Genomic DNA, 20,167 nt, shown 5'->3' on the forward strand with positions numbered 1-20,167 from the left:
GTTCCGATGTTTTACAAAAGACTGATGGAACATGCCTCTTTCACACAGGTCCAGACATGACAAAACGCAGCATCTATCTTCATCTGGTCTCGGGCGGGATCGGGCAGACTCTGGACTCCCTTGCAAAAGCCTGCGGACCCCATTTTCCCGACGTCGAATTTCAGATCCGTCACTGGAATCTCGTACGCAGCCACACGCAGTTGCGGCGGGTGATGATGGGCATTGCTCAGGAACCCGGCCCGGTCCTCTCCTCCCTGGCAGATTCCGGCCTTCAAAAAGATCTTGAAGATGGTTGCACTCGGGTCGGCGCCCAGTTGCTGGATGTCATGGACAACACCTTGGTCTTTCTGGAGAGCGTGACGGGGACACAGGCGGCGGACGGGAAAGCTGGTGCCCAGTACATCATGGATGCCAATTATTTCCGTCGCATCGACGCCATGCATTATGTCATCGAGCATGACGATGGGCAGCAGACCCGGGAACTGAAGGATGCAGATGTCGTGCTCGTGGGTGTTTCCCGCGCCTCGAAAACCCCGACTTGCTTCTATCTTGCCAACAAGGGCATCAAGGCCGCCAACGTGCCGCTCGTGCCGGACACACCGTTGCCGCCGGAATTGTTCGAGTTGAAAGTCCCCGTCATCGGCCTGACGATCGCCCCGGAAGCCCTTATTGAAATCCGCCGGACACGTCTGAACACCATGGTCCCGACCAAGCACCACACAGGGGGCGTATCCCTGCGTCAGACAAGCTACATTGATCCGGACGAGGTGCGGAGCGAGCTGCTCTGGGCCAAACGGCTCTGCGGGCGCCACGGATGGCCGATCATCGACATCACCCGCCGCTCAATCGAGGAAACCAGCGCGGCCGTTCTGGATATTCTTGAACATCCCAACCCGATTTCGGCTCCCGGCTGAGAGAACCACGGTCGCTCACACTGACATGAAGGAGGCGGAGGGCGTCTTGTCCCTCGCCTTACTCTTCTTCCATGGAAGAGGCGTTGTGTCTTGGATCAAGACTGCGCCAGTCGCGTTCTTCAGGTGTTGCGGGATATTCAATAAAATCGTTGAGCTCGGTTGAGGCTTTCCAGCCATCTGGCGCATCGAGAATCTCGGCGTTTTCACCGAAGGCAAACCATGTATCGAGCGTCTCGCGTGAGGATGCGCCCGCTGCCCGACAGATCTCGATATTGTCGCGCACATAAGCCCGCGCGAAAGCGCTGGCATGTTCCAGATCCGGGAAACCCTTGATATCTTCGATGATGTTATCTTCAGCACCACCGGACAGGTCGAGCAGACGTACGACCCACCCGGTCGGCTGCGTGGCCTCCTGTGCTTCGGCAGCATTGTCCTCATCATCGATCATGCAAGAAACTCCTGTCTGTAACGGCTGTTTGTGGACATGACCTCAGCCGCGTGGCCGGTCGTCCCGATGCATCAGATTGCGGCGGTTTTCTTCCGCCCGGCGAAAGGAAGGAAGCAGGAACTCGCGTCCCACCTTGACGCTTTCCGATCCGTCATACGTCACGATGTCAGCCGTGGCGTAGGTTTCATTCCAGAGCTTGGGAATGAACGAACCCGTACCCACCACATCGATCGGCGCGCTGGCGTCCGCCATGCTGGCGCATTTGGTGACACCAAAGCCGGACGATACAACAATCTTCACCTTCTCGAACCCAGCCTGATCCAGCACTTCCCGCATCCGCCAGATCGCTGCGGCGGAAACGCCGGTTCCGATCAGATTGCGCAGTTCGCTTTCCGACCGATAGCGCCGGAGCGCATCCGGGACATAACGATCCAGCACCGCGTAGGATTCCTGAGGATCAAGCCCCTCGAGAAAACGTCCGCCATGCGTATCGAGACGCAGGCCCACACGGCCCGCCTCTGCGAGATCCTTGAACCGCCTGCAAACGGCCAGTCCGTCCGTAATCTCACGCCCGTAATAATCCACAAGCACTGTCAGATCCTTGTCGGGATAGACCTCATGGAACATTTCGGCCGCACGCAGCGTGGAACCGGCATAGCCGATCAGGGCATGCGGCATCGTTCCGAAACCATGAGTCTGGCCGAAAAAAGCGGCTGTCGCATCGTTCGCGCAGCCGACAAACCCGACAGCCCCTTCCTTCCGGGCCGTCCGGCTGCCGACGGATGCGCCGTACACCATCAGTTCCTGCATTTCATAACCGGCGCAATGGCGCGCCTCCATGGCGAGAAACTGCGCCTTGGGCAATGAAATGGCCATCTGGTAGGCGCGGTGAGCCGCCACGCAGCACGAGCCGATTTTCTGCAGCACGAGCGTTTCAAGATCGACGAGATGGGAGAAGAACCCGGTGATATAGAGCAGGGGCTCACCCGCTCCCACCCATTCGCCTTCCGGGAACACCGGCTCGACGAGGATCTCGATCCCGCGTTCGTGGGCGATGTTTTTCAGCCATTGCTCGACCATGGCCGTCGCCGACAGCACCGGTCTGCGGACGAAAACGGCATAGGTGACCACACAATCCCCAAAGCGGGTGACTATGGCCTTGGTGCGGTTGAAATAACTGTCTGTGCGCGCCCTGATCGCCGCGTCATCGACGGGGGCAGCGCAAAACGACGATTCCACCCCTGCTGCCGATGCGGTTTCCGAATACGACGAGGGGTTACTCTGAGAGGGAGTAGATACCACGACCAGCCCTTTCGCTAGGCACCGCGAGAAAATGCAATGTCGCATGTGACCGGAGTGAGGGGCATGCGACAACCCCATTCCCCCACATGAAAGGCCTCATCGGAGTGGAACGCACCGTTTTGTGACGAAGGTAGGGACCTTCGCCACAAAAGGCTCCGATGAAGTTCAGAGAGCCTTTTTCAGACTGCGGGCGCGCGAATTGAGTTCCTCGGCAATGAGAAACGCCAGTTCGAGCGACTGCTCGGCATTGAGACGCGGATCACAGAACGTCTCATACCGCGCCCCGAGATCGTGCTCGGTGAGCTGATGTGCGCCACCGACACACTCGGTCACGTCCTGCCCCGTCATTTCCATGTGAACGCCACCCGGCACCACACCCTCGGCCGTCAGGATATCGAAGAACCCCTGCACTTCCGTCAGGATCGCCTCGAACGACCGGGTCTTCACGTTGGTCGCCGTGGAAATCGTGTTGCCGTGCATGGGATCGGACATCCACGTCACGGTGCGACCCGTTCCCTTCACGGCCCGGACCAGCGACGGCAGGTGATCCTGAACCTTTGTCGCGCCCATGCGGGAGATCAGGGTGATACGACCCGCTTCATCCGCGGGGTTGAGGATTTCGAGCAGGTTTTCCAGCGCATCGATCTGCGTCGTCGGTCCGACCTTGATGCCGATCGGGTTGCGCACGCCTCGAAGGAATTCGACATGAGCACCCTCCGGCTGACGGGTGCGATCACCGATCCACAGGAAGTGAGCCGAACAGTCGTACCATTCGCCGGACGTGGAATCGACACGGGTGAACGCCTGCTCATACTGAAGCAGAAGTGCCTCGTGGGAGGTGTAGAACTCCGTCTCGTCGATCTGCGGCGCAGTCACGGAGTTGATCCCGCAGGCACCCATGAACGCCAGCGTCTCGTCGATACGCTCGGCAAGGGCCCGGTAGCGTTCGGCAAGCGGAGAGCGCTCGACAAAGCCGAGATTCCAGCGATTGACGCGATGCAGATTGGCGTAACCGCCCCGCGAGAACGCACGCAACAGGTTCAGCACGCTGGCGGACTGGAAGTAGGCCGTTTCCATCCGCACGGGATCAGGAATGCGATCCGCTGCGGTGAAAGCGGGTCCGTTGATGATGTCGCCCCGGTAGGACGGCAGCGAAACACCATCGATCGTTTCCGTGTCCGACGAACGCGGCTTGGCATACTGTCCGGCGATGCGGCCGATCTTCACCACAGGCACTTTCGCGCCGAAGGTCAGGACCACCGCCATCTGAAGCAGAACGCGGAATGTGTCGCGGACGAAGTCGGCGGAGAACTCCGAGAAGCTCTCGGCACAGTTGCCGCCCTGCAGCACGAACGCCTTTCCCGAGGCGGCCAGAGCCAGATGCTCGCGCAGACGCCGGGCTTCTCCGGCGAAAACCAGCGGAGGATAGCGGTGCAGACGCGCTTCGACGGCCTTCAGGGCCGCGTCATCCGGATAAGTCGGCACCTGCTTGATGGGAAATGACCGCCAGCTCTCCGGCGACCAGTTCGCAGCCGCTGAACTGGCTGTCCGAAGGGATGCAGAAGGGCTGAGCGTGACACTCATGGTCGATTCCTGTCGATGCTTGTGCCGGGGCGCAGGCCGTCCGGCATGTTTCTGTAAAGCTGAGGTGGAAGGGACCGCTGTGAAGCGGGGTGCAGATTATGGCGGAGATTGGCCTGAAGTGCAAAATGAGAGGCCCCACTCCTTCCCGCAAGCCCCTGACACGCCGATCAGAACAAGACTGACCTTAATATTTTGTCTCGCTCCTCACCCGGCATCGTCGATATAGCGCCGCCGGACATGCGCGAGATAGGCTTCCGCACCCAGATTGCTGCCGGTCGCTTCCCTGACGATGGTTTCCGTCGAGACGCTGCTGGCCCGTTCGTGAACCGCCTTGCGAAGCCAGCCCAGCAACGACGTGAAATCGCCCTTCGCGATCCCGTTATCCAGATCAGGCACAGCCGCGCGCGCTGCCGCGAACAGTTGCGCCGCCGTCAGCGCACCCAGCGCGTAGCACGGGAAATAGCCCCACAGACCAAGCGGCCAGTGAATATCCTGAAGACAACCGCGCCGGTCATCCGGAACCTCCAGACCCAGCAGATCGCGAATACGTCCATTGAAAGCATCAGGCAGATCTTTCAGCGCCAGCTTTCCATCGATCATCGCCACTTCCAGTTCGTAACGGGTGAGGATGTGGGCCGGATACGTTACCTCATCCGCATCCACGCGAATGAAACCCGGCTCGACACGGGTCATGTGCCGATAGAGATTTTCCGCCCCCCATGAGTCGTTCGATCCAAACGCCTCCGCCATGACGGGCGCTGCGAATTCGGCAAAAGCACGGGACCGCGTGACCTGCATCTCCAGCAGCAGCGACTGGCTTTCATGCATGGTCATGCCGCGTGCGCGTCCGACGGGTTGCCCCATCCAGTCTTGCGGGAGGCCCTGCTCATACAGCGCATGACCTGTTTCATGCATGACGCCGAGGAAGGCCGGGAGAAAGTCATTCTCCTCATAACGGGTGGTGATGCGGACATCGCTGGTCGCGCCGCCACAGAACGGGTGGGCGCTCACGTCCAGCCGCCCGCGCGTCATGTCGAACCCCACACGCCGCATCATTCGCAGACCGAGTTGTTCCTGCGCCGGGATGGGGAACGGGGACTGGCCGACCTGCCCCACAGGCGGGCGGGCGGCCTGCGCGGCCAGAACATCCCTGATGAGGGACGGAAGCTCACGCGCCAGCGTGTCGAAAATCGGCGTGATCGTCGCCTGCGTCATGCCCGGGTCGAACCCGTCGAGCAGCGCGTCATAGGGTGACAGATTCAGCGCCTCGCCCACGGCGGCGGCGCTTTCGCGTGTCAGATCGAGCACCGTCTGGAGAGCTGGCAGCAGAGCCTTGAAGTCGCTGTCCTTTCTCGCCTGCCGCCAGACCATTTCCGCTTCCGACCCGGCTCTGGAAAGCGCCTCCACCAGATCCCCCGGCACCGCGACGGCTCGCGCATGGAGGCGGATCATCTCGTCCAGGTTCGCCTGCCGCCACGGGTCGCCCTCCGCGTCCGCCCGGTTCAGCTGATCGGCCACTTCGGGTTTGGTCAGCATTTCATGCTGGAGGCCGCTGAGTGTCGCCATGACGGTGGCGCGACGACCGGCAGCGCCGACAGGCATCATGGTGTCACGGTCCCATGAAAGAATGCCGCCGGCATCTTCCAGCGAGGAAATGCGGCCGAAGAGACGATGCACGCTGTCATAGGCACTCATGAAGAGGCTCCCGTTAGATCAAGGAGGAGGAAGTATGCCGGGTGATGGTGTATTTGGCGACAACAGCGACATCAGACAATGAGAAGGCTGCCTGCGACGGGAATCTTCTGTGACAACAGGACGATAGCGAACCGGAACCGCTGATTTCCAGTGCACACTCTATTCACCTCCTCCTTCACCGCTGATATCTCTGCGCCGGACTTTCCCCTTCTTCGCGAGGTCAGACCGCCCGCAGACCACAGCATAAGGAAGATGAGTGGATGAACATTATGGGCTGCCCGCCGGAATGATGCGTCTATCGATGATTCCGCTCCCTGAGACCGTCACCCACTTCCCTTCCGTATGGCGCCCCGCACCTGATGTTTGAATTTGGAAAACCTGAAAACGCGTGGCCTGCACCCCGCTATGCGAGAAGAGACATGCGCGGCATATCCCCGCTCTGGAGTCTGATTATCGCCTGCGTGGCGGGTGCTTTTGCCGGATGCGTGGCTGCTGGCATTTTATATGGTCTCGACCGGTCAGCCCTTTTCAGGACGCTTCAAATCCAGAGCGAACAGATTGCCGTGCTGACGGCACAAAGGGAGGCAGCGCAAGCCGAAGCGCGCGCCACACAGATTCAGGCGAATGCCGTCTGGAGAGACATCGACGACCGGACGCGTATCTGCCTCCAGAACGGCCTGACCGGAGCAGGCCGCGACTTCGAGATTCTGACCATCGCCGGAGATGCGGAGGCGGGTTACTTCGGAGACCAGATGCAGGCGACACTTGAAGCCATAAACAAGCAGGTTCGGCGCTCACAGGTTTTCTCCGCCGGCGGCGTCGCGGAATATTATATCTACAGCAGAGACCGTCTTGTCGGCCTTGCTGTTGCGCGCGCCCTGTCGGACTGCGGACTGTCATCCCGCGTCTCCCCCACCCGCATCGACGGAGCGGGCATCAGAGGCCCTGCGCCTTCGGGGTTTGACGACGCCGGAGCCATTCAGCTGTTCATCAACATGAAGAAAAAACCACACTACAACCGGCCCTGAAACTCAACGCTCCCTGAGAGCGGCGTTCGCCTCACTCATGACATTCCGGAAGGTGAGGTTGACGCGACACTCACCGGTCGCCGGATGCGTCATACGCGGCAATGGCGCAATGCCGTGAAAGACGAAACGCGAGGGGCCGCCCCACACCACGACATCGCCGTGAGACAGCCGGAAGCGCCGGACGGGGGCCTCCCGTGTCAGGCCGCCCCACAGAAACGTGGCGGCCACACCCAGAGACACGGACACGATGGGACTGTCGGGCGCATCCTCGTCCCGATCCTGATGCAGGGAAAGACGTGTGCCGTGGCGATAAAGATTGATCAGTCCCGACTGGAGCGGGGGGCGATCGAACCCGGCTCGTTCGGTGGCTGCCAGCACAAGCGCCCTGAAGACATCGGGCATCGGTGGCCAGGGTTGTGCGCTGTCCGGCTGCGTGCGGGTATAACGGTATCCCGAGCGATCCGAAGTCCAGCCATAGTCCCCGCAAGCCGTCATGCCGACCGACATACGGTGGCCTCCGGGGGTCACGAGATGCCGGAACGGGGCCTGTCGGACGATTGAACGAGTCGCATCCAGCAGGGCCGGAGCCTGCGGCAACGCCATACCGGGGAAAATAACCGCCCCTTCATCAAGGTGGATCGGTTCGGCGGCCTCGGGTGAATGCGCTTCCGGAAGATCGAACAGATCGGCTGTCATCACGCCTCTCGCTCAGGGGATTCCGCCCAAGGGATTGCGGCCTGCCCTGTGACATGCTGAGACGAAGAAACCGCCCGGCAGTCGTTGCGGTTGTAACATGGAACCCGCTGACTATAGAATGGGTGCTTGACCCTGACGATGGGTATCCGCCCAACAGCGCATGCTCCCGCCCTGAGAGATGATTTCGATGTTTGCTTCTACCCGCTTCACCGCTGTTTTTCCGGCTACAGCGCTGCTTGCCCTGATGATAACGGCAGGAATGACGGCCCCGACGCATGCCCACGCCCAGGAAAGCGGTGCGCTGGCCGGAGCGGAAATGATGTCGGGCGATCCGACGCGTGAGGATTCCAGCACTGCCGGACAGGCGTCGGGACGGCACGAAAATCTTCACGTCAAGGGACATCGCAAACTGCCGCCGGGCTATCAGGATGCGCCTTCGATGGATCTCACCCACGGTCCCGACCCGGAGCATGCCCAGCATGTGACCCGTGATGCCGTGACAGGGGCGGATCTTTCAAAGTTCGGTTCAGCCTATCAGGACACCGGCCCGACTGGCGGTGGCTCGCTGGGCGATTCCACGGGTAACGGATGGGTTTCCCCCCGCTGAAGTTTCCTGTGAGCCGTCTGAGAAAATTCTCAATGTCGCCAACGTTCAGTAAATCGGTCGCTCCCCTTCAAAGGGAGGCGTCATAAAACCGTAACCCTTGATTCGTCGCTTTTGGCCATCCCATACCGTAAACCGCTGGCAGGTTAACTAAGTATGTATGGATAGATGATGTCCCAGGCGACCCTGAACTCCGTGGCAGAGACACCGCCGCTTTCCCGCCCGGAGCTTGAAGGCGGCAATAAACCGCTTCATGTCTTCCTTTTCTTCGCCGTGCTTATCGGCGCCCTCGTCTTTGCTGCGTCCAGCATTCTGAGTGACATGCACGCGGCGAATGCGGGGCCTCTCGCCACCGGAACTTTCGTTCTTCTAGGCGTTGCTCTCATCATCGCCCTCGCCTTTGAATTCGTGAACGGCTTTCACGATACGGCGAATGCTGTCGCTACGGTCATCTACACACACAGCCTGCCGCCGCTGTTCGCAGTCGTGTGGTCAGGCTTCTGGAACTTCCTCGGCGTCGCCACATCCGCTGGCGCGGTCGCCTACGGCATCGTCACGCTGCTGCCGGTTGAGCTGATTCTTCAGGCAGGCAGTTCCGCTGGTTACGCCATGATCTTCGCCCTGCTGATCGCCGCCATCGTGTGGAACCTCGTGACATGGGCATTCGGTATTCCGAACAGCTCCTCACACGCCCTTGTCGGCTCGATCATGGGCGTCGGCCTCGCCAACCAGTTCATGGCACCTGCCGGAGCCGCGACCCAGGGCGTCAACTGGGAGCAGGTCCGCAAGGTCTTCTCAGCCCTTCTCTTCAGCCCGGTCTGTGGGTTCGTCATGGCAGCTCTAATGCTCTTGACGCTGAAGCTGCTGGTCAAGAACCGGGCGCTCTATGACGCACCTAAGGGCCACCAGCCGCCACCGTGGTGGATCCGCGGCCTGCTGATCTTCACCTGCACAGGCGTCTCCTTCTCGCACGGCGGCAATGACGGCCAGAAAGGCATGGGTCTCATCATGCTGATCCTGATCGGTGCCGCGCCGACCGCCTATGCGCTGAACCGCGCCATGCCGGAAAGCGCCATGCCGGCCTTCATCCAGACGGCCGATCAGGCACATCAGATCTTCCAGGCTCATGCGGCCGATATTCCGGCGCCTGCCGATGACCTGAAAGCCCGCAATGTGGTCGGGGAAGCTCTCCGCACCCGCTCCGTTTCCACGCCTGAGGTCTACAGCGCACTGGCGACTCTCAGCAGCGATATCTCTACGTCGGTCCGCACCTATGGCTCGATGAAATCGGTTCCGGCTGCCGCAGTGCCGAACGTTCGAACCGACATGTATCTCGTCGCCGACGCCATCCGCGTGATGGGTGAAGGCGCCAGCTTCAATGCGGACGAGAAAAAGTCCCTGAAGTCCTTCCAGTCGAGCCTGTATGCCGGCACACGCTTCATCCCGATCTGGGTGAAGGTCTCAGTCGCCATTGCCCTCGGCTTGGGCACGATGGTTGGCTGGAAGCGCATTGTCGTCACGGTTGGCGAAAAGATCGGCAAGACGCACCTGACCTACGCTGAAGGTGCCTCCGCCGAAGTGGTGGCCATGACCACCATTACGCTCGCCGAGCAGTATGGTCTTCCGGTTTCCACGACGCACATTCTGTCCAGCGGCGTCGCAGGGGCCATGAAAGCCAACGGCTCCGGCCTGCAGTGGTCCACGCTTCGCTCCATGGCGCTGGCCTGGGTGACAACCCTTCCTGCCGCTATGGCAATCTCGGGCTGCCTCTACGTGCTGTTCCGCCAGATTTTCTGAACGGCAAGCCTCATCCGAAAGGATTAAAGGGGACGGGAGCCATTGGCTTCCGTCCCTTTTTTATGACCGTCATCCAATGTTCAGATACGGTCGCCACGACATTCTTCCATAAGGGTATGCATGTGGTAGAGCGTCTCCCTTCGGAGCGGAACACGAGCGCTTGCTCTTGGAAAAAACAGACAGGCGTCCTACGACCTGAATCGGGTGCGGTTGCACGGCGCTCCCCCACCGTTTTTTCAGGTGACCGATTTTCATGACCACCGATCTGCCCGCTCACGAACACCACGCCCCTCCTCCGCAAGATCCCCCGCTAGACAGTATCGCCCGGATACTGCGTCTCACCCTGCTGATTGCCGCGGTGATGCTCGCCGTCTGGCTGGTCGGGGATGTGATCATGGTGGTGTTCGCCGCCACCCTGTTCGCCGTGGTGCTGCATGGTCTTGCCCGGATGCTGCGGCGCTGGACCCACCTGCCCTATGGCGCGACGCTGGCGATTGTCTGCATGGCTATGGTGGCACTTTTCGTCGGGGTCTTCTGGACCAGCGGGTCGGATATCGTCGCACAGGCCGCCCAGTTGCGGGACGCCCTGACGACGCAGGTGCTGGCGCTGCGCAATCAGATCGCAACCTGGCCCCAGGGACGTGTTCTTCTTGACTACCTCCCGGCCTCTCTCGGTGGCCATGCCCGCAGCGGGACCGAAAGCGGTGGCCTGATGTCGCTCGGGTCCCGCATCGCTGGATCGATGACAGGCTTTCTGGGCTCGGCATTCGGCGTGCTCGGCACGATGGCCGTGGTCATCATCGCCGGGCTCTATTTCGCGGCCTCGCCTGCCCTCTATGCCAACGGCATGCTCCGTCTGGTGCCCCGTCACTGGAGGGGAGAAGGACGTGCGGTCATGCTGGTCGCGGCGGACACCCTGTGGGCATGGGTCGCCGGACAGGCGCTCGACATGGCCGTGGTGGGCATCCTCTCCGGCGTCGGGCTCTGGATGATCGGCGTCCCGCTGGCGCTCAGCCTCGGCTTCCTCGCCGCGCTCTGTAACTTCATTCCCTATATCGGCGCGATCCTCGGCGCTGTCCCCGCCATGCTGCTCGCCCTGTCTCTCGGCCTGCGCGAAACCGCCATGGTCGCGGCGCTCTACACCATCGTGCAGTTCTTCGAAGGCAACGTGATGGCGCCCCTGATCCAGCGCCGGGCCGTGCAGATGCCACCCGGCATCACGGTCCTTTCGCAGACATTCTTCGGTGGAATCTTCGGTGCCCCGGGCCTTATTCTCGCATCCCCTCTGACGGCGATGCTGCTCGCTGTCGGCGACAAGCTCTCGCCTCCGCTTGAGGATGATGAGCGTGTCTGAACGCCGCACCATGAGCCGCCTGACCACTGTTGTCAGTCTCGCCACTGTTCTGCTGGTGGCCGGATGCGCCCATGATGAGCAGGCGAAACAGAAACTCTGCGCGCAGGAAGAACCGGACCAGACCTTGCTGCGCGAGCCGACGCTGGCAAAATTCATCAGCGAATGCGGCCTGGAATATTATCCGGACGCGACGGGCCTCATAACGCTGCATTACCACCCTCAGCGACGCGACGGCACGCTGCCGGTTTCCGCTCCGCGCGCCTTTTCCGTCAGCGAAGCAGGTGGTTTGCATGGCAGGCTGTGGTACCTCTGCCTGCCCATCCCGACGATCGCGGACGCCTCCGGCAAAGTATCGAGCATTCAGGTGGTCTGCCGGTATGGCGGCTCGGGTGCTGACCGCCTGTCTCTGGTCTACGATCCGGCAGACGCAGCCATGCACGATCCCAAAAGCTGGTAAGTCTCCTGATCTGTGGACTGGTGGGGGGAAGAAACATCCCCTTTTGTCTCCAGAACACATGAAACCTTGGTCGGCCTGTATGGCGTTGTCCGCCAAACTGCGTTTCAGGCGTTCTTCCCTGCATGTGGGGCTGGAAAAAACAGCATTGCGCGGCTACATCGTCCTGCATGAACGACGTCGATTATTCCCTCGCCGGGGCGAATGCCGCGCCCACCCAGATCCTTATCGCGCCGCATGCCGTGCTGCGTCAGCAGGCGCGGGCCGTGCGTCCTGAGGACATGGCCGCGCTGAAAGCCTCACTGCCGGGAATGTTTTCCGCCATGTATGCCGCCCCCGGCATCGGGCTCGCAGCCCCGCAGGTGGGCATCAGCCAGCGTTATGTCCTCGTCGATCTGGGCGAGGACGAGGATCGTCAGCCCATCATTCTGATCAATCCCGAGATCCTGACTGAAAGCGAAGTCATGACTCCGCGCGAGGAAGGCTGCCTTTCCCTTCCCAATCAATATGCGGAAGTGGTGCGCCCCGAAGCCGTGCGCGTCCGCTGGACGAATGTCGAGGGCAAGACCTGCGAGCGTGAGGTCGACGGGCTTCTGGCAACCTGCATCCAGCACGAGATCGACCATCTCGACGGCGTGCTGTTCGTGGACCACCTGTCCACACTGCGCCGCAACATGATCATGCGCCGCCTGTCGAAAGAGCAGAAACTGAAACGGCACTGAAGACCACCTTCGGTTCCGGTTGTTGGTGAGCGAAATTCTCCACCGGAACATTTATCAGACACTCGTTCTATTCCTGCCGTATTCTGATCACTGGAGAACTGGCCGATGCGTCTGGCCTTCATGGGCACGCCCGATTTCGCCGTCCCGGCCCTCTGTGCGCTCCGTGATGCTGGGCACGAGATCGTCGTGGTCTACACCCAGCCTCCCCGCCCGGCGGGACGCGGCAAAGCCCTCCGGCCCTCCCCTGTGCAGCATATGGCAGAGACGCTGGGGATTCCTGTCAAGCACCCCGAAAAACTGCGCAATGCTCAGGACGAACTGGAGTGGTTCGCCGCCCAGAGACTCGATGTCGCCATTGTCGCCGCCTATGGACTGATCCTGCCGAAAGCGATGCTGGACGCCCCCACACGGGGTTGCCTGAACATTCACGCCAGCCTGCTTCCCCGGTGGCGTGGCGCATCGCCTATTCAGAGTGCCATCCTCGCCGGAGACACGAAAAGCGGCGTCACCATCATGCAGATGGATGTCGGTCTCGACACGGGGGCCATGCTTGCCTCCGTTCCCGTTCCCATTACAGCCGTCACGACCGCCACGACGCTGCATGACGAACTCGCAGCACTCGGGGCCAGAATGGTTGTGGAGGTTCTGGCCGAGAATCCTCCTCCCATGTCGCAACCGGAAGACGGCGTCACCTATGCCAGCCGCCTGACCAAGGAAGATGGCCGGATCGACTGGACCCAGCCTGCCGAAATGATCGACCGACAGGTTCGGGCCTTAACCCCTTGGCCGGGAGCCTTCACGACGCTGGACGGTGTAACGCTCAAAATCGGTGCCGTAGAGATTGAGGCAAAACGTCCAGGCGCGGCCGGCACGGTCTTGAACGACACCCTTGTTGTTGCCTGCGGCGATGACACAGTCCTGAGCATCCGCCAGATCCAGCGCCCGGGGCGTGGAATGATGAACGCAGAGTCGTTCCTGCGCGGTCAGCCCATCAGTGCAGGCACCCGTCTCGGTTCATGAGCACTCCTCTATCTCCATTACCCCGCGACCACGCTCCAGCCGACCGGCAGCGATGGGCGGTGAAAATTGAATATGACGGCACCGGGCTCGTCGGCTGGCAGAAGCAGGAAAATGGCCTGTCAGTACAGGCGTTGCTGGAATCCGCCGCCGCCCGTCTGGCTGGCGGACGCCCTGTTCCCAGCATAACGGCAGGCCGAACGGATGCGCGTGTCCACGCGACAGGTCAGGTGGCGCATCTCGATTTTCCAGCCGATCTGCCTCTGAACACGCGTGCGGTCCGGGATGGGTTATCCTACCATCTGAAGAGCCACCCTGTTGTCGTGCTGGATGCAGCATCGGTTGATCCCTCATGGAACGCCCGGTTTTCCGCAATCCGTCGCCGGTATCGATATCGACTCCTGAATCGCCCCTCCCGCCCGGGGATTGAAGCGAACCGTGTCTGGCATGTGAGATTCCCGCTGGATGTTCAGGCCATGCGCGTAGCGGCGGAATTGCTACTTGGGCACCATGATTTCTCCACCTTCAGGGCCTCGGCCTGTCAGGCCAGAAGCCCGATGAGGACTTTGGACCGGCTGGATATTAAGCGGGATGGTGAACTGATTGTGTTCGACGTGGAAGCACGTTCTTTCCTGCATCATCAGGTGCGAAACCTAGTGGGGACCTTGCAGCTTGTCGGCTGCGGCCGGTGGCAACCTGAACAGATTCGCGTAGCACTGGAAGCAAAGGACCGGCGCGCTGGCGGACCGACGGCGCCGTCCGAAGGGCTGTATCTGGTGGGCGTCGATTACGAGCCGGATCCGTTCAGGTAAATTCCTGCCGATCGCCTCGATGTTTTGGGGGATGAAAAACCCCTCTCCTTCCGACACCGTTATTCCGTGCTCCGTGCTCCGTGCTCCGTGCTCCGTGCTCCGTGCTCCGTGCTCCGTGCTCCGTGCTCCGTGCTCCGTGCTCCGTGCTCCGTGCTCCGTGCTCCGTGCTCCGTGAGGAGCGTGGAAAAATTACTCTTCGATCTGTCAACTCTACTGAATGACAGCAACCGTCCGAATTTTGACTCTCGGAGCAATTTCTCCCTGAGCCAGCACAATAGTCGAGGGTCGCAAACGCTCCATAATAGCGTGCACACCTTCACGAATACCTCCACCCACCACCAGGACAGGCGTTTCATTGAGATTGGCCACCTGATCAAAGATTATTTTCAGCTTGGCTATGAATTCATTCAATTTGGTCGGTGCCATTGCCAGTTGCCGATCTTCCGGCGGCCCGACCATGCTATCCAGAAATACGCTTTCCCATGCAGGGCTCAATGAAACAATGGGGATGTACCCATTCGGCCCCACGACAGAAGCACTAATCTGTCTGCACAGCCTTATTCTGACATGAGCCACAATCTGCGGTACAGCTCTAAGCCCCTGCCCGCACGCTTCCTGAATACTCTCAAGAATAGTTGTCAGATCACGAATGGAAATGCGTTCGGAAATCAGGGCCTGAAGCACCCTTTGTATGGCACCGAGACTGATCTGGGATGGAACCATATCAGACACAAGCTTCTGCTGGTCTCTGGGCAAATCATCCAGAAGTTTCTGCGTTTCGGAATATGTAAGGAGTTCCGAAAGATTTTCTCGCACCAGCTCGCTTAAATGCGTCACCATAACGCTTGCAGGATCAACGACGGTATAATTCGCAAACGTCGCTTCTTCCCGCAATGAGGGATCGACCCACATCGCTTGCAGGCCAAATGCAGGCTCCTGGGTAACCTCCCCCTGCAAAGCAGGCAATCCCCCATTCGGATTCATAACCAGCAGTCGGTTAGGCCGCACTTCGCCTGACCCCACCTCTATTTCTTTAATTCTCACAACATACTTCTCAGCAGGAAGCTGCAGGTTGTCCTGAATACGTACAGGCGGAAGTATAAAGCCCATTTCACTGGCGATGGTACGCCTCAGTATTTTGATCTGTTCCGTTAACTGAGGCGTTTCTCCGCTGGCCAGCCCCAACAAGGCAAAACCAAGCTCCAGCCGGATCATGTCAATCCGGAGTGAATCTGTGATGGGAGGTTCAGCATTAGGCGCAGGAACCTGCGCAACGGCAGTCTCGCCCTCATCTTCCGCTGGTAATGGCTTGATATGTCGGGCCCACGCCAGACCACCACAGACACCTGCCAATCCAAGAAATGGCAGCATCGGCAGTCCTGGCATAAGCGCCATGACCGCTGCGATACCAGATGCCAGCGCCAAAGGCTTGGGGCCACCAGCCAACTGTCGAACAAGCGTTGCGTCAGCTGCTCCCTCGGTTCCCCCTTTGGTTACAACGATGCCCGCTGCGGTGGACACCAGTAAGGCAGGAATCTGTGAAACGAGACCGTCACCGATCGTCAATGTAGTGAATGAAGATGCAGCTTCACTCAAAGGCATACCGTGGCGCACAACGCCGATAGCCAAGCCACCAACAATATTAATCGCAGTAATGATAAGGCCGGCTATCGCATCTCCGCGCACGAATTTCGCCGCGCCGTCCATCGACCCGTAAAAACCGCTTTCTTCTTCCAGTTCTCTTCGTTTTTTTCTTGCCGCTTTATCGGAAATGGCACCTGACGCAAGTTCAGCATCAATAGCCATCTGCTTGCCGGGCATGGCATCAAGAGAGAACCTGGCCGCAACTTCCGCGATGCGTCCTGATCCTTTTGTGATCACCATGAAGTTAACAACAAGAAGAATGGAAAATAGAATTCCCCCGATGACAACGTCGCCACCCATCAGGAAGCCGCCAAATGCTGCCACCACATGTCCAGCGGCATAAACACCTTCATTGCCGTGGCCAAGAATCAAACGTGTAGTGGCAACTTCCAAGGCAAGACGAAGCAGTGTCGTCAGAAGCAGCAAAGTTGGGAAAGACGTAAAATCCAAAGGTCTCTTCAAAAATAGAGAAACCATAAGAATCAAAACAGATATGGTAATCGATAGAGCGAGTCCCACATCCAGAAACATCGTGGGCAGCGGAACGACAAGTATCGATAATAATACTGCGACGCCCACAGCCAGACCAACATCACTGCCGGGCAGAAGCCGCCGCCACCCAAACGTTTTCAAATCATCTAATTTAAAAGAACGCATTGAATTCAAAAAGGAATTCACGTTTATGTTTAAACCTGCAATAGGATTTTTATATTTACTCATGATAATCCTGCCATTCCGCTATTAGGAGGCGGCACGGATACTCCGTGCTCAGCATATTCCTTCAATTTATTACGTAATGCACGAATGGAAATACCAAGCATGGAAGCCGCGTGTGTACGGTTTCCATCCGTATGAACCAATGTATCTATAATAAAAGCCTGTTCCATTTCGTCCATTCTATGCCCAACCCAGGAACATGTTGGACTATCTGGCTCGACTGAAGGAATATTAGAATCCGCAAAAATAAAACAGTTTTCGTCTATTTCCTCATGGGAAGAAATGATTACAGCGCGATGAATTGCATTTTCAAGCTCACGAACATTCCCTGGCCAATTATATTTTTGTAGCTTTTCGACAGCCTCAGAGGATAAACGGCGCGGCTTCAGGCCATTCACTTTACTGTAATGATCAGAAAAATATTTAGCAAGTAATGGGATGTCATTTTGCCTCTGACGTAACGGAGGAATACTCAGAGAAATAACATTCAGTCTAAAATAAAGATCTTGCCTGAACCCACCAGTTTCCACCTCACTTGGCAAATTTCTATTAGATGTCGCTATGATTCTGACATCCACAGGCACAGGAGAATTTCCACCCAAACGATCTATTTCACGCTCCTGGATCGCTCTCAGTAACTTTGCCTGTAAACGGATATCCATTTCACTGATTTCGTCTAGCAAAAGTGTACCATGATTAGCAGCCTCAAATCGACCCACTCTCCGGGTTGCGGCTCCGCTGAAAGCTCCGCGTTCGTGGCCAAACAACTCTGATTCAACCAGAGTTTCTGGCAACGCCGCACAATTAAGAGCAACAAATGGCGCAGAAGCTCTTTTAGATTTAACGTGAATGTACTTTGAAAGGACTTCTTTTCCTGTTCCAGATTCTCCTGTAATCAACACTGAAGCATCAGAGGCAGCAATTTTTTCGACATCCGCCATGAATGTCTTCATGACGGGATCAATAGTCAGAAAGGTGGACTTCTCTTGACTGGCATTTTCGAGAAACCCAGCAATAATATCAGGATCAGGAGGAAGTGGGATATAATCCTCAGCGCCACAGGAAATTGCATGAGCAGCCATTTCCGGATCTTCGGGCCCACAGGCAACAACAGGAACCGCGATACGCTCGCTTTCCATTCTTTTGATCAGGCTTGATATATCTTCAATTACAGAGCAAAAAATAAATCTGTAATCGCCATTCAAACATATTTTGCTTACAGCTTCCTTGCCTGTTTCAGCATGATCGATCGAGACGCCACGCGCAAGTACAATTTTTGCTGCTTTTCCGAGTTCGCCCGAAAGAGAACCAACAATCAAAATGCGCACAGAATTTACCTCAGTTGGCTTTTTCTGATTTTATTATTTCCGTCATGGTAACACCAAGACGACTCTCATCGACCATTACCACTTCGCCCCGAGCAATCAGTCTGTTATTCACATAAATATCGATTGCTTCACCCACTTTCTTATCGAGTTCGACAACGGCCCCTCGCCCCAGTTTCAACAACTGACTGACTTGCATTGTTGCGTGACCAAGAACAGCACTGACCGTAACCGGAATATCGTAAACCGCCTCCAATGCATGCGGAGGGTCGTTGTCAGCAACTGGCGCCGCATTCTCGAGATTCAGAAAATCGCCTGAAACAGTTTCTTCCGACATAAAAACTCCTTATTACTTACGAATGCAGGTGAGATATTTCCATAGAAGACAGTATATCGCGAACTATTTTATTAATATCTCTTGATACTGAACCATTTTTCCATTGTATCTCAAAATCAGACCTATTCATTGAAGGGTCTTTCTCAAAACCTAATTTACGATCAAAAGCATTGACATCCGTGGACTCACCACTTTCAAAACTCACAAAATTATCCGGGTGAGATTTGATACTCACCCTGAATTCTTCCGAGAAACATTCTGAAACAACAGTCAATATCTTAGATGCCTTTAATGGATCATACACATCCGACCACTGAGGAAAAGCAGCCACAACAGAAGATATTATTGAATTCGATGCTTTCTGCGCATATGAAGCAACTTCATTGTTTATGTTTTTATTTATTTCCAGAAATGAATCTTCAAGTATACTAAGTTTTTCCTGAAAACTTTGATCAAACTGCTCCTTTTTCTCCTCCTCAACCTCACTTCGTGTCTTCTCTATCGCTTGTTTCACTGCGGCGTCGACCATCTCAGTCACCTGCTCAGATGTGTATGTGACTGGCAACGGCAGAAACTCTTTACTCTCTTTTTCTTCAGTGTTTGCCTCTACGCATTCTTCATTCTCCGTCTCAATTTCATTCAGAGAAAAATCTTCAGAGAACAACATTCCCAAAACATCTTGTTTTGTGGAAATCGTTTCTGTGGTCATGCGAGCATCTCATTGGTTTCCGATCCTGGATTCAGATCGATCTCACCCTGATTGGCCAATGCTTTAGCAGTAGAAACGATTTCAGCCTGGGCAACATCAACATCCTTAATCCGAACGGGTCCCAGAGCAGAAATTTCATCCTGCAGCATCTTCCCAGCCCGCGCAGTCATGGCAGAAAGAAACAAAGTCCGGACATCTTCGGAAGAGCCCTTCAACGCCAAAGGAAGCTTTTCTCGGTCAATATCCCGCATAAGACGCATGATAGCTTCCTGCGGCAGACGACGCAGGTCATCAAACGTAAACATGAGTGCTTTGACGTGTTCGGCATCTTCAAGATTACGCTTTTCAAGCGCGTTCATGAACTGACCTTCAACTCGTCTATCGAAATTATTGAAGATCTCGGCCAGCAACTCATGACTGTCTCTCTTGGACGATCTTGCAAGACTTGCCATGAACTCAGACCGAAGTGTGGTTTCCAGACTGTCAATCACATCATGCTGTACATTATCCATGTGCAGCATTCGCATCATGACATCGACGGAAAAATCTTCCGGCAATAAAGCGAGAACACGAGCCGTTTGTGAAGACTGTAAACGGCTCAAAATTACCGCCACTGTCTGCGGATATTCATTCCGAAGGTAGTTGGCCAGAACGTTTTCCGGAACGTTGTCCAGCTTGTCCCACAAGGTGCGCCCGGCTGGCCCGCGAATCTCTTCCATGATGAGATTGACGCGATCACTGGGAAAAGCTTTTCGCAAAAGTCTTTCAGTGGTCTCATACGAGCCGATGAGAGTATCAGCTGAGGCAAAAGAACTGGAAAACTCGGCACATACCGTTTCCACTGCTTCTGCCGACACCACACCCATCTTGGCCATCGCGGATGAAATCTCGCGGATTTCGTTTTCCTGTAATGTCGAAAGAAGCTGAGTTCCGCTTTCTTCTCCCATGGCAAGGAGCAGAATGGCAGCCTTCTGAGCTCCACTCGTAACGCTTGTTTTCGCCAACATG

At 57.2% G+C, this 20,167-nt stretch carries 19 protein-coding genes; 9 read left to right on the top strand and 10 right to left on the bottom strand.

Annotated features, from left to right (window positions below; all coding sequences use genetic code 11):
- The first annotated feature begins 56 nt into the window (after positions 1–56).
- Positions 57–914, top strand: coding sequence for a pyruvate, water dikinase regulatory protein (locus GOB81_RS12230; RefSeq protein WP_173570712.1), 858 nt, complete (start codon positions 57–59; stop codon positions 912–914).
- Between the two features lie 58 nt (positions 915–972).
- Here the strand turns inward: GOB81_RS12230 and GOB81_RS12235 are convergent, their stop codons facing one another.
- From GOB81_RS12235 to GOB81_RS12250, 4 genes are all read right to left on the bottom strand, one after another.
- Positions 973–1,362, bottom strand: coding sequence for a hypothetical protein (locus tag GOB81_RS12235; protein ID WP_173570713.1), 390 nt, complete (start codon positions 1,360–1,362; stop codon positions 973–975).
- Positions 1,363–1,404: 42 nt separating this feature from the next.
- Positions 1,405–2,709 (bottom strand): nicotinate phosphoribosyltransferase, encoded by a 1,305-nt coding sequence (locus GOB81_RS12240; RefSeq protein ID WP_408736931.1) that lies wholly within the window; start codon positions 2,707–2,709, stop codon positions 1,405–1,407.
- Positions 2,710–2,829: 120 nt separating this feature from the next.
- The gene (locus GOB81_RS12245; protein WP_173570715.1) at positions 2,830–4,248 is read right to left on the bottom strand and encodes a class II 3-deoxy-7-phosphoheptulonate synthase; all 1,419 of its coding nucleotides are present in this window, start codon (positions 4,246–4,248) and stop codon (positions 2,830–2,832) included.
- A 204-nt stretch (positions 4,249–4,452) separates the two neighbouring features.
- On the bottom strand, positions 4,453–5,943 hold the full coding sequence (locus GOB81_RS12250; protein ID WP_173570716.1) for a carboxypeptidase M32: 1,491 nt from the start codon (positions 5,941–5,943) through the stop codon (positions 4,453–4,455).
- 419 nt (positions 5,944–6,362) lie between these two features.
- On the opposite strand from GOB81_RS12250, the gene GOB81_RS12255 reads away from it, so the two are divergent.
- Positions 6,363–6,971 carry a hypothetical protein gene (locus tag GOB81_RS12255; protein ID WP_194299898.1) on the top strand — a complete coding sequence of 203 codons (609 nt, stop codon included), beginning with the start codon at positions 6,363–6,365 and terminating at the stop codon, positions 6,969–6,971.
- A 3-nt stretch (positions 6,972–6,974) separates the two neighbouring features.
- On the opposite strand, the gene alkB is transcribed toward GOB81_RS12255, so the two are convergent.
- Positions 6,975–7,667 (bottom strand): DNA oxidative demethylase AlkB, encoded by a 693-nt coding sequence (gene alkB / locus GOB81_RS12260; RefSeq protein WP_173570743.1) that lies wholly within the window; start codon positions 7,665–7,667, stop codon positions 6,975–6,977.
- A 187-nt stretch (positions 7,668–7,854) separates the two neighbouring features.
- Here alkB and GOB81_RS12265 point away from each other — a divergent pair, with 187 nt between their 5' ends.
- The 7 genes from GOB81_RS12265 to truA all read left to right on the top strand — a co-directional run bounded on the left by GOB81_RS12265 (position 7,855) and on the right by truA (position 14,427).
- On the top strand, positions 7,855–8,274 hold the full coding sequence (locus GOB81_RS12265) for a hypothetical protein (RefSeq protein WP_173570717.1): 420 nt from the start codon (positions 7,855–7,857) through the stop codon (positions 8,272–8,274).
- A gap of 168 nt (positions 8,275–8,442) precedes the next feature.
- Positions 8,443–10,068 carry an inorganic phosphate transporter gene (locus tag GOB81_RS12270; RefSeq protein WP_173570744.1) on the top strand — a complete coding sequence of 542 codons (1,626 nt, stop codon included), beginning with the start codon at positions 8,443–8,445 and terminating at the stop codon, positions 10,066–10,068.
- A 253-nt stretch (positions 10,069–10,321) separates the two neighbouring features.
- The gene (locus GOB81_RS12275; RefSeq protein ID WP_173570718.1) at positions 10,322–11,422 is read left to right on the top strand and encodes an AI-2E family transporter; all 1,101 of its coding nucleotides are present in this window, start codon (positions 10,322–10,324) and stop codon (positions 11,420–11,422) included.
- Entirely contained in the window at positions 11,415–11,879 is a 465-nt protein-coding gene (locus GOB81_RS12280) for a hypothetical protein (RefSeq protein ID WP_173570719.1), read from the top strand. The genes GOB81_RS12275 and GOB81_RS12280 overlap by 8 nt, the downstream gene beginning before the upstream one ends.
- Positions 11,880–12,046: 167 nt before the next feature.
- The gene (gene def, locus GOB81_RS12285) at positions 12,047–12,598 is read left to right on the top strand and encodes a peptide deformylase (protein ID WP_173570720.1); all 552 of its coding nucleotides are present in this window, start codon (positions 12,047–12,049) and stop codon (positions 12,596–12,598) included.
- Positions 12,599–12,703: 105 nt separating this feature from the next.
- Positions 12,704–13,618, top strand: a complete 915-nt coding sequence (gene fmt / locus GOB81_RS12290; protein WP_173570721.1) for a methionyl-tRNA formyltransferase — start codon at positions 12,704–12,706, stop codon at positions 13,616–13,618.
- Positions 13,615–14,427, top strand: coding sequence for a tRNA pseudouridine(38-40) synthase TruA (truA, locus tag GOB81_RS12295; protein WP_173570722.1), 813 nt, complete (start codon positions 13,615–13,617; stop codon positions 14,425–14,427). Before fmt ends, truA begins: the two co-directional genes overlap by 4 nt.
- A 210-nt stretch (positions 14,428–14,637) precedes the next feature.
- On the opposite strand, the gene flhA is transcribed toward truA, so the two are convergent.
- From flhA to fliG, 5 genes are read right to left on the bottom strand one after another with little or no spacing between them, the layout of a single operon-like run.
- On the bottom strand, positions 14,638–16,728 hold the full coding sequence (flhA, locus tag GOB81_RS12300) for a flagellar biosynthesis protein FlhA (RefSeq protein ID WP_408736932.1): 2,091 nt from the start codon (positions 16,726–16,728) through the stop codon (positions 14,638–14,640).
- Between the two features lie 59 nt (positions 16,729–16,787).
- Entirely contained in the window at positions 16,788–18,116 is a 1,329-nt protein-coding gene (locus tag GOB81_RS12305; RefSeq protein WP_173570724.1) for a sigma 54-interacting transcriptional regulator, read from the bottom strand.
- 10 nt (positions 18,117–18,126) lie between these two features.
- Positions 18,127–18,450: a flagellar motor switch protein FliN gene (gene fliN, locus GOB81_RS12310; protein WP_173570725.1), complete on the bottom strand. Its 324-nt coding sequence runs from the start codon at positions 18,448–18,450 to the stop codon at positions 18,127–18,129.
- Between the two features lie 16 nt (positions 18,451–18,466).
- The gene (locus tag GOB81_RS12315; RefSeq protein WP_173570726.1) at positions 18,467–19,159 is read right to left on the bottom strand and encodes a hypothetical protein; all 693 of its coding nucleotides are present in this window, start codon (positions 19,157–19,159) and stop codon (positions 18,467–18,469) included.
- Positions 19,156–20,166, bottom strand: a complete 1,011-nt coding sequence (fliG, locus tag GOB81_RS12320; protein ID WP_173570727.1) for a flagellar motor switch protein FliG — start codon at positions 20,164–20,166, stop codon at positions 19,156–19,158. Before fliG ends, GOB81_RS12315 begins: the two co-directional genes overlap by 4 nt.
- Position 20,167 lies beyond the last annotated feature (1 nt).

This window comes from Acetobacter conturbans (genome assembly GCF_011516755.1).
GTDB classification, from domain to species: Bacteria; Pseudomonadota; Alphaproteobacteria; order Acetobacterales; family Acetobacteraceae; genus Acetobacter; species Acetobacter conturbans.

Coding starts and splice junctions, on each gene's coding strand:
- GOB81_RS12230 (WP_173570712.1), top strand. CDS start 57: ATGACAAAACGCAGCATCTATCTTCATCTGGTCTCGGGCGGGATCGGG.
- GOB81_RS12235 (WP_173570713.1), bottom strand. CDS start 1,362: ATGATCGATGATGAGGACAATGCTGCCGAAGCACAGGAGGCCACGCAG.
- GOB81_RS12240 (WP_408736931.1), bottom strand. CDS start 2,709: ATGCGACATTGCATTTTCTCGCGGTGCCTAGCGAAAGGGCTGGTCGTG.
- GOB81_RS12245 (WP_173570715.1), bottom strand. CDS start 4,248: ATGAGTGTCACGCTCAGCCCTTCTGCATCCCTTCGGACAGCCAGTTCA.
- GOB81_RS12250 (WP_173570716.1), bottom strand. CDS start 5,943: ATGAGTGCCTATGACAGCGTGCATCGTCTCTTCGGCCGCATTTCCTCG.
- GOB81_RS12255 (WP_194299898.1), top strand. CDS start 6,363: ATGCGCGGCATATCCCCGCTCTGGAGTCTGATTATCGCCTGCGTGGCG.
- alkB (WP_173570743.1), bottom strand. CDS start 7,667: ATGACAGCCGATCTGTTCGATCTTCCGGAAGCGCATTCACCCGAGGCC.
- GOB81_RS12265 (WP_173570717.1), top strand. CDS start 7,855: ATGTTTGCTTCTACCCGCTTCACCGCTGTTTTTCCGGCTACAGCGCTG.
- GOB81_RS12270 (WP_173570744.1), top strand. CDS start 8,443: ATGTCCCAGGCGACCCTGAACTCCGTGGCAGAGACACCGCCGCTTTCC.
- GOB81_RS12275 (WP_173570718.1), top strand. CDS start 10,322: ATGACCACCGATCTGCCCGCTCACGAACACCACGCCCCTCCTCCGCAA.
- def (WP_173570720.1), top strand. CDS start 12,047: ATGAACGACGTCGATTATTCCCTCGCCGGGGCGAATGCCGCGCCCACC.
- fmt (WP_173570721.1), top strand. CDS start 12,704: ATGCGTCTGGCCTTCATGGGCACGCCCGATTTCGCCGTCCCGGCCCTC.
- truA (WP_173570722.1), top strand. CDS start 13,615: ATGAGCACTCCTCTATCTCCATTACCCCGCGACCACGCTCCAGCCGAC.
- flhA (WP_408736932.1), bottom strand. CDS start 16,728: ATGCGTTCTTTTAAATTAGATGATTTGAAAACGTTTGGGTGGCGGCGG.
- fliN (WP_173570725.1), bottom strand. CDS start 18,450: ATGTCGGAAGAAACTGTTTCAGGCGATTTTCTGAATCTCGAGAATGCG.
- GOB81_RS12315 (WP_173570726.1), bottom strand. CDS start 19,159: ATGACCACAGAAACGATTTCCACAAAACAAGATGTTTTGGGAATGTTG.
- fliG (WP_173570727.1), bottom strand. CDS start 20,166: ATGTTGGCGAAAACAAGCGTTACGAGTGGAGCTCAGAAGGCTGCCATT.